14 protein-coding genes are annotated in these 15,565 nt (G+C 32.7%); 2 read left to right on the top strand and 12 right to left on the bottom strand.

Going from position 1 to position 15,565, the window contains the following annotated elements:
• Positions 1–4: 4 nt before the first annotated feature.
• From EL260_RS08425 to EL260_RS08395, 7 genes are all read right to left on the bottom strand, one after another.
• Complete coding sequence (locus tag EL260_RS08425; protein ID WP_123859728.1) at positions 5–910, bottom strand: DUF6712 family protein; 906 nt, start codon at positions 908–910, stop codon at positions 5–7.
• The gene (locus tag EL260_RS08420) at positions 907–2,274 is read right to left on the bottom strand and encodes a hypothetical protein (protein WP_123859727.1); all 1,368 of its coding nucleotides are present in this window, start codon (positions 2,272–2,274) and stop codon (positions 907–909) included. Before EL260_RS08420 ends, EL260_RS08425 begins: the two co-directional genes overlap by 4 nt.
• Positions 2,271–2,555, bottom strand: a complete 285-nt coding sequence (locus EL260_RS08415) for a hypothetical protein (RefSeq protein WP_123859726.1) — start codon at positions 2,553–2,555, stop codon at positions 2,271–2,273. The genes EL260_RS08420 and EL260_RS08415 overlap by 4 nt, the downstream gene beginning before the upstream one ends.
• 68 nt (positions 2,556–2,623) lie before the next feature.
• On the bottom strand, positions 2,624–3,457 hold the full coding sequence (locus EL260_RS08410) for a hypothetical protein (RefSeq protein ID WP_123859725.1): 834 nt from the start codon (positions 3,455–3,457) through the stop codon (positions 2,624–2,626).
• 13 nt (positions 3,458–3,470) lie between these two features.
• Positions 3,471–4,286 carry a hypothetical protein gene (locus tag EL260_RS08405; protein WP_123859724.1) on the bottom strand — a complete coding sequence of 272 codons (816 nt, stop codon included), beginning with the start codon at positions 4,284–4,286 and terminating at the stop codon, positions 3,471–3,473.
• A gap of 46 nt (positions 4,287–4,332) precedes the next feature.
• On the bottom strand, positions 4,333–6,504 hold the full coding sequence (locus EL260_RS08400) for a hypothetical protein (RefSeq protein WP_123859723.1): 2,172 nt from the start codon (positions 6,502–6,504) through the stop codon (positions 4,333–4,335).
• 17 nt (positions 6,505–6,521) lie between these two features.
• The gene (locus EL260_RS08395) at positions 6,522–7,391 is read right to left on the bottom strand and encodes a S49 family peptidase domain-containing protein (protein ID WP_123859722.1); all 870 of its coding nucleotides are present in this window, start codon (positions 7,389–7,391) and stop codon (positions 6,522–6,524) included.
• Between the two features lie 103 nt (positions 7,392–7,494).
• Here EL260_RS08395 and EL260_RS08390 point away from each other — a divergent pair, with 103 nt between their 5' ends.
• Positions 7,495–8,928: an MBOAT family O-acyltransferase gene (locus tag EL260_RS08390; RefSeq protein WP_123859721.1), complete on the top strand. Its 1,434-nt coding sequence runs from the start codon at positions 7,495–7,497 to the stop codon at positions 8,926–8,928.
• A gap of 2 nt (positions 8,929–8,930) precedes the next feature.
• The gene (locus EL260_RS08385; RefSeq protein WP_123859720.1) at positions 8,931–9,857 is read left to right on the top strand and encodes a hypothetical protein; all 927 of its coding nucleotides are present in this window, start codon (positions 8,931–8,933) and stop codon (positions 9,855–9,857) included.
• A 9-nt stretch (positions 9,858–9,866) separates the two neighbouring features.
• On the opposite strand, the gene EL260_RS08380 is transcribed toward EL260_RS08385, so the two are convergent.
• The 5 genes from EL260_RS08380 to EL260_RS08360 are packed head-to-tail and all read right to left on the bottom strand — an operon-like array spanning position 9,867 to position 15,487.
• Positions 9,867–10,418 carry a glycoside hydrolase family 19 protein gene (locus tag EL260_RS08380; protein ID WP_198418064.1) on the bottom strand — a complete coding sequence of 184 codons (552 nt, stop codon included), beginning with the start codon at positions 10,416–10,418 and terminating at the stop codon, positions 9,867–9,869.
• An 11-nt stretch (positions 10,419–10,429) separates the two neighbouring features.
• The gene (locus EL260_RS08375) at positions 10,430–10,864 is read right to left on the bottom strand and encodes a hypothetical protein (RefSeq protein WP_123859719.1); all 435 of its coding nucleotides are present in this window, start codon (positions 10,862–10,864) and stop codon (positions 10,430–10,432) included.
• A complete protein-coding gene (locus tag EL260_RS08370; RefSeq protein WP_123859718.1) occupies positions 10,800–11,228 on the bottom strand; it encodes a hypothetical protein in 429 nt (142 codons plus the stop codon). Before EL260_RS08370 ends, EL260_RS08375 begins: the two co-directional genes overlap by 65 nt.
• Positions 11,215–11,586: a hypothetical protein gene (locus EL260_RS08365; RefSeq protein ID WP_123859717.1), complete on the bottom strand. Its 372-nt coding sequence runs from the start codon at positions 11,584–11,586 to the stop codon at positions 11,215–11,217. The genes EL260_RS08370 and EL260_RS08365 overlap by 14 nt, the downstream gene beginning before the upstream one ends.
• A gap of 40 nt (positions 11,587–11,626) precedes the next feature.
• Positions 11,627–15,487 carry an SGNH/GDSL hydrolase family protein gene (locus tag EL260_RS08360; protein ID WP_123859716.1) on the bottom strand — a complete coding sequence of 1,287 codons (3,861 nt, stop codon included), beginning with the start codon at positions 15,485–15,487 and terminating at the stop codon, positions 11,627–11,629.
• Positions 15,488–15,565: the final 78 nt, after the last annotated feature.

The raw sequence follows: 15,565 nt of genomic DNA, 5'->3' as shown, positions 1-15,565 counted from the left end.
AACTTTACATTGTGACAAATCCATCTGTAGAATCAAAATTGATTTTTCTTCTTTCAACGACAATTCCTTTTGATTTCTTAATCTCATTTTCAATTAACAATAGTAGAGATTTTAGTTCCGAATCATAATAATTGACTGTTGACTCAATATCATAACCTGTAGCTGATCTTTTGTCTGATTTTCCTGCCTTCATTGTGCCTTGAGGAAATAATTGAATTGAAAACTTTTTCAACCCATCTTTCATAGCGAAGAGGACAGAACTATTTTGGATTAATCGAAAAATATAAGAGTCTTGATTCTTTTTTAATTCTTCCAATTTACTTCCAACCCTAGTGAGTATTTCTTTATGTTCAAATAGCATCATCGATGGAGCGAGCATGAAATAAAGTAAATAAGAATCATTGATGTGTACATACTTTTGAAATTCAAAAATATCAGGAACAAATAAACCTGAAAATTGGAGCATATAATCTGATTGCTCTAATTCTTCATCTTCAACGATATATTGTATAATTTCATTCACAATTGCATAATAAGATTTTTCCATTGCCGCATCAGATTTATCGATCTGCCATTCCCATGGAACTCTGTTATGTTCATCATTCCTGAATGATCGGCCCTGTGTAGTAAATGCAAGGTCTGTAAGAGGTGCGTAATTGCGAAATGCATCTAATGCTATTGCATAACGAATAATTGATAAGTATTCATCTTCTAAATCTCCATTATTATATAGTTGTACAGCGATATCATAATTGGTAGAACCAATAATTTTAATGATTTTTTTAGTAGACGCCCTTAACTGTTGCCAAATATGGTTTATATCAATATCAGCATCATTAATTCCAAGAACTTCCAAAATTTCTGAAGATCCGGAACCTGTTTTATCGAATAGAATATTTGCTTTTATCATGTTGGTTGGTTATTTAAGCGATTTTTTGAACTTTGATCTTCTTGACGTTGTGCTTCTTCGTGATAGAAGCCTAATTGTAGGTTTTTTTTAGGAAAATTAGTTTTTATAGCATGATTAATTGCTCTTGTTACAATCATTTCAGGGATCTTGACCCCAATAAGTTTAAACATTGTGTAAGCATAAAGTTGCTCAGAACCACTATCTGATTTACCCGAATCTGTAATTCCTCCTAATGATTTATGAATTCCAACCGCAGCTGATACTGCACTTGCAGATTTATCAGCAATTTTAATCTGCGTTTCTACAAAATCTTTAATATTCTGATCAATAGGAGTAATGGTCCAACCTAATTCTATTAAATTAGCCCCATCAGGAGAAAGTAATGTTTTTGTATGCCATATTTTACCTGCGCTTTCATCTCCTGATAAAGTTTGAATGATAGATTTAAAGAGGTTTCTTTCATATTCTTCCAACATACTTTCTTCATAATCAATATTTTTACTTAAGCATTCTTCTTGTATTTGTTTTCTTTTATCATCCCAAAAAATAGATGGTGATGTTACATGATATTTCGCATTGATCGAATTCTTACCTAAAGCTTTAAGAATTAAAGGGACTGCAGTGTCCCTATTAATCCATTCTAAAGCTCCTAAAATTGTTGGAATGCTATAAAAATCAGTTGCAAAGGAATAAAGCTTTGAATAAAAAACTGAAATTGGACTTTTACCAGGGTTAAGAGGATCAAACAATGGATAGTCCCGGTAACCTGTTGGTTGAAATGCTTTCCATGAATCTGAAATCAATGCATGAGTTGCTTCCGGAGCATTATCTTTTCTTGCCAACCTTGCCCATAATGGGTTTATATGTTCTAAAGAATGAATAAAATTAACACCCATACGAGTTGATTTCGCATTCACTATTTTTGAAAAACTACCTTGCATGAAATTAAAATCCTGTATAGTTTTTTCTAAATAAGTTAAGTGGTCAAAACTTTCAAGCCAGCTCTGAATTTCTGAATCTTCAACCCATTCTCTCTGGGGTTTTTTATCCTCATAAATTGTCCGATATAAATGCGGTCCCTGTCCCCACAATAATTGCTGTTTTTTTTCCATTACTCCGGGAATATTTGGATTACGGTAAATAGTGTTTCGGAGTAACTGTGGCATATCATTATATCTGCCGTATGGAATGAGCTCTAGCCCATCGGCAAAAGAATATGTTTGTGACCATTCAAAATAATCAGAATTTCCATTACGAGGTGAATCACGCTCAATTTCTTCTACCTGATACGAAAAACATGCTACAGGATTAGAAATAATAGCATTTTTTCCATGTTTTTCAATATCTAAATCTCTATTAATCATGCTTTAACTTTTATTCCATTAAATTCTATAAGAAGTGGATAATAAAACTGTCTTCTCTCTCCTGAAATACGTACAAAACTTACTAAAACCTCATGTTTATTACTTTGATTTCTTCTGTACCCTTGTGCTAAAAATATTTTTTCCTCAGACTTAAATCCATCAGATTTTTTTTCTGTTTCATTGTATGAAAGATATTTGAAATTAAAAGGGATTCCTTGTCGGCTCATCTCTCTCATTATTTCTAAAGCTCTAACTGGAGTTATTGTTTTTTGTCCTTCCATAGAGCGAAAATAAAATGCGTCACACTAATAAGTTGTGACGCATTTTTTCAGTTATTTATTTGGTCTTATTAAGTTCTCCATCTTTCAAGAAGAATCACTTTACTTCCTGCATGATAAATTTCAAATGTGATTGTAGACCCATCTATTGCTTTCCATTGTAGCCCATCCTTAGTAATAATAAGAAAATTTGCACCCGCTAAATCAGTTGAAATAGTGCCAGCTTTCGCATTATCTTTTTCTTGTCCTATAAAGGTTATCTGCGTAGCTGTGACATTATCTAAAGAACTGATCTTTAAAGCCTGAGTTGTAGCCGTTGTTTTTACTTTTTGCACTGTCTGCAATGAAGTTAAAGCCGTGGTAAAGTCAACCTCTGAATATAATTGTTCTTGGGGCATTAAAGGGCCATCATATAAAAAGTAAACATATTTACTGCCGACTTCCTGCTCGAATGTAAATTCAAATTTACTACCATCTTTCCCCCCTTTATGATTGGATCGGAAAATAAGTGGAGCACAAGGTCTTCCTAAAACTTTCTTTTGATCATTTGAATTGCAACCCGGAATATAGACAATAAACTCTTTGTCCAAATTATTCTGAGCAAATTCCAGAGCTTCAAGTTCAGTTCCCGGATGAGTTCCAATAAATTTCACCTTATGGCTCCTTGCATCCTGTTCTCCCTGTGATTCATAGGAAAATTCCTGGGATGAATTTGTAATGTAAATCGGGATCATTCCCTTGTTTTCTTTAAAAACAGGCTGTCCAACTAATAAAACATTATTTCCATCAGGATTAGGATGTGATACTAAGTCATCAACAGGAACAAGATAAGCATATTTATTTCCTGTAGTTGGCGCACCTGCACCAGCAGCAGGCTTACTTAATTTTTTTAATGTATAAGACATGATTGATAATTTTTTAAGTTCTTTGAATTTCAATAAGTTTTGTTTGAGAATCACTGGAAGTATAAGACTCTAAAGTAATACTACTCCCTTTAATGGATTTCCAAGGTTTATTTTTCCGAAGAAAAATTTTTGTTCCTGTAATTAACGTCATAAATCCTCCCATAGAATTATCATTTCCGATAAGCGTTATTCTCTTTCCAGGTGTTGAAAAATCGGAAACACTTCCATCTGTAAACATCAAATCAGAGAGTGAAATTACATTATAAACACCTTCAGGAGGGAGATTTCCAGATATAGGATTCCATGAAGGAATATCCCCTTCAGTGCTCAATCTTCCAGTATAATGAAGATAAACGTCTTCTGATGGTACTTCCTGTTCAAATGTTAATTCGAATTTACTTCCATCTTTCCCACTTTTATGTGATGATCGAAAAGTAAGCGGACAATTAGGAGTTCCTAAGACTTTCGCTTTATCAGTGTTAATACCTTCAGGAATAACAATAATGAAATCTGAGTCCTGATTTTTTTTGGCAAATTCTAAAGCTTCAATTTCAGTACCTGGATGCGTCCCGATAAATTTTACTTTAAACGCCCGATTATCCTTTTCTCCAATGGATTCGTAAGAATATTCCTGAGAGGGTAAAGTGACGTAAAGCTTAACAACTGTAGAACCAGGCTTCAACAAGATATCTCCTACTAGAACTATTTCAGTAGAATCTGTCGGAGGGAAATAACTTATATCATCCGTAAGGTATGCATAGGCATATTTCGACTTTTTACCAGGACCACCAACACCAACTCGTTTTTTATCTAAAACTTTTAACGCCACTTTATGATTTTTTTACAGAAGGGCTTCCAGAGAAGCCCTGTTAATATTATCCTCTGGCTATTTCAAACCAAATTCCAGCAAAGTTTTTAAGTGTAATCCACTTATCATCAGTATTTAAAACAGCCACTGAATTAACAACAATCTTATCATCAACATTATCGACGGTATATGCTTGTTCAGATCCGTAAATTGTTAACTCAATTCCTTCGTTACCATTTACAATTTCTGTTAATGTAGCAGGAGCACTTCCTTCATACTTTTGAATCAGCCCATCATAGGCATCAAGCACTTCTGGATCTACAGAAAACTTAAATGTACTGTTGGGAGCTGTAGGAAATTCACTTACCCTTTTTACTTCCTTGTAAGTACCATCAGCTTGTACAATAAGAGTTACTGACCCAGTTATCTTAGGATTAAAATCCGCTGTTAAATCTAAGTTTCCGCTATTTGAAGAAGTCTTTTTCTTCAGTACTGAAGGTGTTACCATATTCTTATTTCCTAAGATTTCAACAATAGTTCCTTTTGGCAAACCTTCAAGTTTGTATACATCGGAAATTAATTCAGCATGAACCTGAAGTCTGTTAAAGGTAATTTCCAATGGTGCACTTGCTGCTTTACCATAAATAGGAACATGGAAATCTTTAGAAAATAGAGGCTCATCATTAACAAATATAAATTGAGCTTGACCCAAGAAATTTGAATTATCCGGAAGCACGAATCCAGAAAAAACAAATGAACAGCCAGTTCTATAATCAGCATGAATGAACATCATTCTCTTCTGAGTTTCCATTCTGTATACTGCTTTTTCTGTCGGAAGATATTCAAGGATTTCAATATTATTTTCATCCGTAATAAACATTACGTTAGACCCTTCCAAATCAATAAGTCCTTCAAACTCTATATTAGGATATCCTTCAACATAATTAATTACATTCGTAGTATAATCATTGTTTAAAGCCATAATTTTCTTATAACTTTCTCGGACTTTTACAATATTTGACGGAGCCATATAAAATTTAAGCCCTAATCGTTTTCTGTAATCAACCGGAAGATCCTCTACCATACCTTTAACATAAGGATATGCATTTGCAGCACTAAATTTACCTACCTTTGAAATGTAAGGTTTAATTTTTTTGTTTGAAATAAAACTATAGATCTGATATCTTAGCCCATTTTGTCTATGAAGAAAATGACCTTTAGCTTTAATTCCTTTTGGCTTTTCAACATATACTGCATTAATTGCTGCAATTCTGTCTTCAAGTCTAGCCTGTGGATCAATTTTAGTTTTTATTAAAAATGCAACAAAGCTGTTTTTGTATGGAGAACTTCCATCAAAATTATAAATAGAAGCCAACCAAGAAGTTTCCAATTCCTGGAGTTGATAACCATCGAATTCTAAATCGATTTGAATTCTATAAATTTTCCTTTTTTCAGCATCAATAAAAAACTCAACACCAGGAGTCCAATCAGGCTTTCTTGCTTCAGTTACATTACCAATATCCATCACTGCATCTTGCACCATGTCAATTACCCCGAATCTTTTTGGCCAGAATGAAGGCAAACCAAACCTATCTTTATAAAGATCTTGAATAACAGTAGGATTTTGAACATAATACTCTTTTAAGTCATCATTTAATCTTGCAACTGTTGAAACGTCTGTAAAATCTGTTTTAGCAGCAGATTTCCCAGCGGCTCTCTGATTCCAATTTCGATTTTCAAAAGCAAAAATTTTATTATTTGCTTCTGCATTTTGCCCAAACAAGTGTGTATCTGATGATAAAGAAACTGCCAGTGCAGTTCCTACTAATGCTTTTTTCACAATATTTTTTACTGATGATTCTGTTTCAGGTTCCATCATCAATTTGTCAATGACAGCACCTTGTTTTTTTACTTTACTCACTACTTTTTCAGCTGTTTTTTCCGGATCAGCCTCTGGATCTTCGCCTTCATCAAGTGCTCCAGATAAGATATTATTTACCTTATTTTTCTCTGATTCTTTGTGAGCTTTTTCCTCAGCTACTTGAGTAGCTTCGGCTTTCAAATAATTATTAGCTCGTACAACAAAAGTCTCATAATTATCCCCCGGAAAATCATTTCTCAAAATATTTTCCTGTTCAGCAGAAAGATCAAGTTGTCCTTCTTCTCCAACAGGAAGTGATTGAATACCTAAAGCCGATAATGCATAAGCCACAACGGCATCATACTTTGGTTTTTTCATCGTTATTAAATTTTATTTTAGTTATTATTATTCATTTCACCTAATACCTTCGCTAACTCAAAGGCTTTCTTTTCGTTTCCAATACTATGAATCATCTTAAATTTTAATGATTCTTCAGCATTAAATGTATCCGCTTTAAAAATTCTTTCATCTGTTGCAATGTCAGGAAATGCAATTTTTACATCAGCAATGAAGTTTTCTCTTATCGGTAACATTTCTGCTTGTAATCTTTTGATAAATTCTTCATCTTTCCCAGAATAAAAATCTTGCATAGCTTGATTTTTCAATTCAGATCCCGGAGCATTAATAATCATTACTGCATATCCATCATTCTTCATTGCTTCCCTACCATCTACCAAAATACTTGTAACCCCTATAGATCCAAATCCGGACGATATGTTACCTTTTGCCATTACATGATCAGCTATAAGACAAACTAGCCAATAATGAAGGGAAAAACAACTATCACATAATGCAACAATTGGTTTTTTCTTTTCTGATTTAAATTCTTTAAAAGCATTGATTGCTGCTACAGCTCCACCAGGACCATCTACATCAACTACAATTGCTGATACTTTGTCATTGTTGTTCAACTTACGTAGGACATACAAATAATCATCTGCTCCATAGGAACAATAATCCCCGTAAGCCAACATAGGACCAGTTATCTTAACATATCCAATATGTTTTTCTTCCTCAGTAGAAGATATTGGACCACCTCCGAAACCGCCTTCTTCATATAATGCATTAAAAGCCTTTCTATCTACAGGACTTCCAACAAATTCTCCCTGAAGAATTCGATTTGCTATTTTTTCGTACTGTACCAAAGAAGAGAGATTCATCAACCATTTTCCTCTTAATATTTCGAAAGCCAATGTATTTGTCATAGGATTTTTTATTATCGCAAAGATGTACGTATAGAGAAAAAAAAGTTGTGACGCATATTAAATGCTTTATATTTGTGAAAATGAAAATAAATTTATCTCCCTCATGCTCTTTAATTCATTAAGCTTTGCTGTTTTTTTCCCAATTGTACTTTGTATCTATTGGATATTAAGAAATAACCTAAAAACTCAAAATCTAATATTAGCAATTGCAAGCTGCTATTTTTATGCATGTTGGGACTGGAGATTTCTTTTTTTATTAATGTTCTCTATTGGACTGGATTATTTTTCCGGAATAAAAATTGAAAACAGCCGGAATAACAAGGAAGCTAAATTCTGGCTTACTTTGAGTATTGCCATTAATCTTGGTTTTCTAGGTTTCTTTAAATACTATAATTTCTTTGTTGAGAGTTTTGCAGAACTTCTTGGTGGTTTCGGGTTTAAAGTAAATATTTGGCTGCTTAATGTGATTCTACCGGTCGGCATTTCATTTTATACATTTCACGGCCTTTCTTATGTAATTGATATATATAAAAAAAGGATTACAGCAGAAAGAAACTTTATTGATTACTCATTATTCGTAAGTTTTTTCCCTCTTTTGGTTGCAGGACCAATAGAAAGAGCCACACATCTTTTACCTCAAATAAAAAAAGAAAGAGAATTTAGTTATGATAATGCAGTAAGTGGATTAAGACAGATTCTTTGGGGGCTTTTAAAAAAAATCGTAATTGCCGACCAATGTGCAATTTATGTTAATGAAATATTTGCATTACATTATGGACTTAATGGTAGTACATTACTTATAGGTGCTGTCTTATTTTCTTTTCAGATATATGGGGACTTTTCCGGATATTCTGACATAGCACTTGGAACCGCACGAATGATGGGTTTTGACTTATTGAAAAATTTCAACTATCCCTACTTTTCAAGAGATATTGCTGAATTTTGGAGAAGATGGCATATTTCTCTTTCTTCTTGGTTCAGAGACTATCTTTATATTCCATTAGGTGGAAGTAAAGGTGGAAATTGGATAAGAGTCAGAAATACGTTTATTATTTTTCTGGTTTCAGGTTTCTGGCATGGAGCAAACTGGACTTTTATAATTTGGGGAGGATTGAATGCATTATTTATTATGCCTTCAATTATTTTTAAGACCAATAGAAACAATTTAGGAATTGCCGGCGAAAATTCTTTATTTCCATCATTAAAGGAATCTCTTCAAATCATACTAACTTTTGGTCTCACAACAATTGCGTGGATATTCTTCAGGTCTGACTCAGTCTTAGAGGCGGTAAGATATATTCGTAGAATGTTTAGCCGGTCATTATTTTATTATCCTCAAAAAGATGTTGTATGGCTTTTCACTATAATTTTAATTTTTATGTTTATAGAATGGATTGGTAGAAAAAGTAATTATGCAATTGAAGACATTCATAAGATTAATAACCGATTTACCAGATGGTTATTCTACTATATCGTAGTAGCAATGATTATTTACTTTTCTGGAGAAGAACATACGTTTATTTATTTTCAATTTTAATCATGAAAAAACTTGCAATAACAATAATTATCTTTTTAGTTCCAGTTATTATTGGATTAGGTTTTATAGAGGTTAGTCTAAGGAAAATACCAAATGATTATTCTTATAAATCAACTTATGTAACAAAACACTCTTCAGATATAGAGGTTTTATATTTAGGAAGTTCACATATATTTTTTGGAATAAATCCAGAATTTTCACAATATAAATCATTCAACCTGGCGATGACTTCCCAAGACCTGGATCTTGATTGGAAAGTATTTAACAACTATAAAAATTGGAATAATATAAAAACTATTGTAATTCCAATAGATTATATCTCTTTGTACTCAAAATTAGAATATGGAGTAGAAGATTGGAGAATGAAAAATTATGTTCTTTATTATAATATTCCTTCAAATAAACTAGAAGATCATTTTGAAGTATTTAATGGGAAATTTTCTGATAATACTGATAGGATTCTTAAGTATTATAAATCCGGTAAAACTGCTATTGATTGTAATTCTTTAGGATTTGGTACTTCTTATAAAATCAATAGAAATATTGATCTTAAAAGAAATGCTAAAGAAGCTGTAAAAAGACACTCTATTTCTTTAAATTCAGATAAAGGCAAAACTGCATATAATGATAATACAAAAGCTATAGAAAAGTTTATTTCGTATGCTAAAGCTAATAATATAAACATACTTTTTGTATCTTCTCCAGTGGCAAAGTATTACTCTATTTTAACAAATAATAAACAGTTACATTCGACTTTTTCATTTTTAGAAAAGCAATTAAAAAGTAATTATAATTGTTATTATTTAAATCTGATGAATGATCCTGAATTTAGTGATAAACATTTCTATGATGCAGATCATTTGAACGATTGCGGAGCCAAAATATTTACTATGAAAATTGATGAAGAAATAAAAAAAATCCCCAAATAATGGGGATTACTATTTAGATAAAATCAGAATCTTTTCAAATTGTTCAGCGTACTTTGCGATCAGATCCATTCGATCTGTGCCATTTATACACCTTCTAGCATTCCGATAATCTTTTTTAGAATCGTTTATGTAATCTGTTATTTTTCTTCCTGTGAAAACTCCATTTTTAAAGCCATCCACCAAAATATACCAGGCTATCTCAGGAATCATAGTTTTATCTGGATTAGCAACCAAGTCAATGCCCAGCTTTTTAGAATATACAGCATAATTTCTTTCCCATGTGATTTGAACATATCCACGACCGTAATAAGGATAGTACCTGAAATTCTTCTTCCTCCATTCTTCAGAAACTTTGGGAGCTTCTCTAACTGTATGGAAGGTTGCGCCGGTTTCATGATATACCGTAGCAAATATATAAGCCCATTGCGGGATTGTATACATTGAATGATCTCTCTCATAAAAATTCAGAAATACATCAATGTCTTGTACCTCTTGGGCACTTATTGATTTATCCGGATCTAAAGTTTTACGGTATTCATCAAAAAACATTTTTCTATTCATTTTTCAAGAATTTATCGATTATTAAACCATATAAGTCCAGCCGCTCCCAGAACCGCCACTGATACCCCGCCAATTTTAATCCCATTCCAAAACCTTTTTCTTTGCTTGATTTGTGATTCCTTTCTTACAATTTCAACCTGAGTCTGTAAATAAGAAATATCAAAATTTAGTTGCTTTTCTCTTTCTTCAGAAACTATTTTATCCTGTTTAGAAATTTCCAGAACGGTTCCCATAGCTTCATCTTTTGCTGTTAATAGAGATTTACTAACGGTAAGTGCTTTATCCTGCTCGGTAATGAGCTGATTTGCGCTTGAAAGTGCTGTTTCAGTTTTTTGAAGCCTAATTTTTAGGTATTCATTCTGCTTTAATCCTTTATAGACTTCAGGGATTTGTCCCTCCTGAATACTCCTTGTATTTGTATTTTGAGATAAACTCAAATTGCTCATTAACAGAAGTAGAATTAATGTGATCGCTTTCATTTTGTATATTTTTAAGTTCATCGAAATTTTTATCATACATTGATTTCATACTAAGAATACTATTATTCATGTTATTAAAATTAGCATTCAAAAGACCAATCCCAATATTTTGTTTTTCTAAAACACTTTTAAAAGAATCGCTTTTATAGTTTGCTGCTTTTTCTCTTAGTTCGGATTTATATCTTTCATCCTTTTGCGTCTCTTGGATCTTACGTAATTCAGTAAGTTCTTTTTCGTTGCTTTCTTTGAAAATATTACCTACCACAAAGGCAAATACCGATATCAGTAATACAATCAGAAAAGCGTATAATTTATCCTTATCGATTTTCATTTTCGGAGTTTTTATTGTTAGGTTCATCATCTTTATCATCTAATTTAATTCCTGCTCTTTTAGCAGCTGTATCGAATATTTTTAAATAGCGTTTGTCTAACCAGTCCGTTAAATACTGCCCTGCAAAGGCAACCATAGGAAGTGATGGATTGCGCCATTCGCTCCAATTGAAAGCTTTTAAAAGCTCTGAGGCAACATAAGTCAGGCAAAGATTTATAAGCAGTACTGCAATTATATAAGAAGCACTTATTTTTTGCTTGTTCTTTATATAAACAAAGGAAATGTAAGCCCCTGATCCTATCAGTACCGACATGATTAATGCTATTATCTCGCTGATATTGTAGTTTATATTTTCCATTCATTTTTTAAATATTAATAGATAAAATATTTAATTTTAATTATATTTTAGTACAGGTAATTCCAGTACCTCCATTTTTTGTAAATGTATCAACTGGGCCAACTCCACCCAAGCATACATCATAATGTATTGTGCCAGATCCTTTATTTCCTATATCCTCCAGATTGTAAACAGATTTCTGCCACTCGTTGTTTGCATCATATTGTCCGGCACCAACCATCTCAACTGCCATCTCAGCAATCCTAAAGCGATGAGTGTCTTCAACAACAATATCCTTTTGATTCCTGTAAAATCCAGGTCTCAGAAATAAGGATGAATGATTTGCCTTGTAAAGCCTAATTCCAATTTTATTAGAAGCAAATATTACATAATCACCAAATGTATGTTCATATATATAAGCTCCTGTATAATATCCGCAAACAACAAGGTTTTTTAAAGTAGTCCAAGCACCGTTTGAAAGCTTTGGTGTCAATATGCCAGCAGTTATAGCTGTTGGTAAAGATGACTGTACGTTATAAACTCCAGTATCCACTATAACATTTTCAATATTTAATTGAGCAGCATTCGTTGCGTTGATACCATGACACTGAGGGTTATTATATGCACGTACAGTAAGTTTTTGAATATCCAGTGATACTAAATTAAATCCTCCAAATCCTGAACCGGCACTAACGTTAATAATCCCCTTAGAAGTATCATTTAAGGAAGATATTATTTCCATACCATTTTTAGTCTTTACATCAAAAGTTCCTACTGTCCCAAATCTAAATGCAGGAGCATAGCTTCCCATGATGCCTATTCTACACCATTTTTGCACATCTGGAATAGTGATACTAGAGACTTTGAATTTCCTATCTCTGCCATAAAGAAAACCACCTCCATCATTAATTAATTGAACGATTGCCGCATTAATTTTAGCCGTATCATCGGTTATACCATCACCGGCACAACCAAAATCAATTAAATCAATATATCCAGGTTTCGTTCCTCCAGTTCCTCCAGAATTAGCTTCGATTGCTTTTCTTACTCCATCGTCTTCAATTGTACGATCACCTGTGTAAAATTCAATAGTTTGAGTTAAAGTCACAGGACTTGAATCCAAATTATATAATCCAATACTAAATGTATCGTATTCTTCTACAGAGATCTCGAATCTTTGCAAGGCTGTTGGCACGGTTTCGCTAGTTCCAACTACCAAAGGAGTAACAATACCATTTTTAACGCCTACAAGATTAGCATTCTTTATAATATCTGTTGATACATTAGCGTATGGAATAATGTTTAAAATAAGCTTAGATATTTTCTTCGCTCCTTGGGTTGTTGATATATTTTGCCAAATATTGTAGTACTCCTGAGGCGCTGTTTTTGCTTCTGCTGAATTATTGGACTTTAATCTTCTTCCAAACCAGTAACCAACGTCATAAATAGTATAATGTGACGGGTCGTTAATGTAAAATTTTGAATCTAAAGTGTATTTGGTTTCTACGAAAGACTTTAAAGCTTTTTTGATATTGTTTATATCGTTTACGGGAACTTCCGGAGCTTTTGGAATAATACTGGATTCTTGAAAAATTTCAGGTGCATCAACGAAAACACGCTTAAACATTCTTATATTACCAGCTTTATTAGGGTGTATTAAGGTACCATTCTCATCTACAAACAAACTGTTGTCCTTAGTTACCCCATCATTATTCTGGGATGTAGCTATGTCCATTTTTACTGACATCAATTTTCTTGCGTCAACAACACTTTGAATCAATGCATTTTTTGCAGCAGTTGATGAGTCATTAAGAGTTATTCTATTAAGTATAACCTTACAACCATATCTTTGGCAAAAATCAACAAGTTGATTTAATTTAGCCTCAGTATTATTTCCGTTAGTTCCGATTGTTACAAAAACATACTCTGGAAGTAAAGCTGGAATCTCAACCTGCATTCTTACTAAAACACCATCGATAGTACCTGCGCTACGCCCACTAACATAATATGGATAACCCAAATAATCACCAATAAGGTTAGCAAAACGATCTTTATAATAAGGTGTTTTACCACCTACAATATTACCTTCTGTAATAGAATCTCCGTAAAAAGCGATTTTAGCTCTTCCATTCAATCCTGAAACTATTTTAATATTTGATATTACAAGTGGGGCAGTACCGGAAATCAATCCGAATTTGTATTTATCAAAATGCCCAAGTTGAACAGCATCTATGTAGTCTGATTCTGTAGAAATAGTGTCAATAATTTCTAAACGAGTAATTTCATTTATCTTATGAAATCTCACAATATACTCACGTCCTGAAATTATAGGCATTGTGAAAACCTTAGTTGCTCCGGCAACCGATCCAATCGGATTAATTTTTAATGTTTTTGCAGAACAATCAATTTCTGCAGTATTTTCTCCAACTACATTTTCGACGTTTTTTGTCCCTACATAAATTTTTTGATCTGAGTAAAGCTTGATTTTTAACTCTAAAAAGCGTTCACTCAGATTAGTTTGTTTATTCAAAATTACACCTGACCCAATTGGTCCAGATGAGTTAATTTTTAATCCCAAGGAATCTATGGTGAAATTCCCAGAGGGACTATCTAAAACAATATCAGAAATAGAATCATTTGATTTATTATATAAAAAATTAGTATATTTTTTTTTAGCATCCCTTATTTGATCAACTACGTTCTTATCTGTATCGAAATCAAAATCACCTACAACCTTAAATAATTGATCTGGAGACATCGATTTCCCCGCAATTTTGCCTCTAAATTCTGATTCACTAGCTATACTGTTTCCTGGAATCTTTTTTTTAATACTCTCCCAAGTAGATCCATTAAAATAAAATTTTGTAAAATATCCTTCAATTGATTTTAGATTTCCACAATTTGGATAATTAGTCCCTGGTTCAATCGAGTCTGTAGATGGTTCATACCATCCCTTTTTCCATCCACCAACAGGTACTTCTGTTGTTGGGGAAACGATACCATTATTATCAGAAACATAATCACCTCTCAACATTACTATTTCCCAGCCTATAGTTGTTTTAAAGTGAATTTCATCACCAATACGTTTGATTGTTCCTGTTTCTTCTACAGAAGATAGTCCATTAATAATAATCGAATTACTTCTGATGTTACCATTTACATCTAACTCATGACTAGGCTTATTTTTATTTATGCCAACTTTAGCCATTCCCGAATTACTGAAAAAGTTTAAGACAAATTCTTTTAAGTTTAAACCTCTATTTTCAGAGAGTGATAAGTCACTATTTCCAATGTTTTTATTTTCTACACCTAAAATAGTTCTTAGATTTTCTTTTTGAGCGTCGGTTAGATTAGATCCATCTAACTTCATATATCCTTTTAATTGTTCTAAAAAATCTCCCATATCAACTTCTATATTTTTATTTAATGTGATTACTCCAGTATATAATTGATACACATTCTCTGATCCTATTTCCTGTTCAAAATTGAAAATAAACTTCTCTGTCTCTTTTTCACTTTTATGAGAAGAAGTAAAAACTAAAGGAGCATCAGGAGTTCCAAGAACCTTCACTCCAACATCGCAAGAGGGAATTAAAACTATAAATGGTTCTTCAAGGAAATTTTTCGCAAATTCCAGAGCTTCAATTTCAGTTCCTGGATGTGTACCTGTAAATTTTACTTTAAAGACTTTTGAATCCGAATCGCCGACGGATTCATAAGAATACTCCTGCGTTAGACTTGTTAAGTAAATCTGCATCATTCCTGTATTTTCCTTCATTTGAATATCATCAATAAGTACTACTCCACGATAATCAGGTTGAGGAAATTTCACTATATCATTTAGCCAAGCTATGTATGCAAATTTTTTACGTAAAGGTGCTGAGCCAGAGCCACTAACTTTTTTCAGAATATTAAATCGCATCAATTATTAGTTTGTGCAAAATTTCATAATTTATTATTCTTTAGTTGTGACGCAAAAAAACCGCCCGAAGGCGGTAAA

It is taken from the genome of Chryseobacterium nakagawai (assembly GCF_900637665.1).
Taxonomy (GTDB): domain Bacteria; phylum Bacteroidota; class Bacteroidia; order Flavobacteriales; family Weeksellaceae; genus Chryseobacterium; species Chryseobacterium nakagawai.
Note: the sequence above shows the minus strand (reverse complement) of the source record. Positions and strands in the feature narration are given on the sequence as shown.

Bases quoted from the DNA above. Each gene is read 5' to 3' on its own strand.
- EL260_RS08425 (WP_123859728.1), bottom strand. From the start codon at position 910: ATGATAAAAGCAAATATTCTATTCGATAAAACAGGTTCCGGATCTTCA.
- EL260_RS08420 (WP_123859727.1), bottom strand. From the start codon at position 2,274: ATGATTAATAGAGATTTAGATATTGAAAAACATGGAAAAAATGCTATT.
- EL260_RS08415 (WP_123859726.1), bottom strand. From the start codon at position 2,555: ATGGAAGGACAAAAAACAATAACTCCAGTTAGAGCTTTAGAAATAATG.
- EL260_RS08410 (WP_123859725.1), bottom strand. From the start codon at position 3,457: ATGTCTTATACATTAAAAAAATTAAGTAAGCCTGCTGCTGGTGCAGGT.
- EL260_RS08400 (WP_123859723.1), bottom strand. From the start codon at position 6,504: ATGAAAAAACCAAAGTATGATGCCGTTGTGGCTTATGCATTATCGGCT.
- EL260_RS08395 (WP_123859722.1), bottom strand. From the start codon at position 7,391: ATGACAAATACATTGGCTTTCGAAATATTAAGAGGAAAATGGTTGATG.
- EL260_RS08390 (WP_123859721.1), top strand. From the start codon at position 7,495: ATGCTCTTTAATTCATTAAGCTTTGCTGTTTTTTTCCCAATTGTACTT.
- EL260_RS08385 (WP_123859720.1), top strand. From the start codon at position 8,931: ATGAAAAAACTTGCAATAACAATAATTATCTTTTTAGTTCCAGTTATT.
- EL260_RS08380 (WP_198418064.1), bottom strand. From the start codon at position 10,418: ATGAATAGAAAAATGTTTTTTGATGAATACCGTAAAACTTTAGATCCG.
- EL260_RS08375 (WP_123859719.1), bottom strand. From the start codon at position 10,864: ATGAGCAATTTGAGTTTATCTCAAAATACAAATACAAGGAGTATTCAG.
- EL260_RS08370 (WP_123859718.1), bottom strand. From the start codon at position 11,228: ATGAAAATCGATAAGGATAAATTATACGCTTTTCTGATTGTATTACTG.
- EL260_RS08365 (WP_123859717.1), bottom strand. From the start codon at position 11,586: ATGGAAAATATAAACTACAATATCAGCGAGATAATAGCATTAATCATG.
- EL260_RS08360 (WP_123859716.1), bottom strand. From the start codon at position 15,487: ATGCGATTTAATATTCTGAAAAAAGTTAGTGGCTCTGGCTCAGCACCT.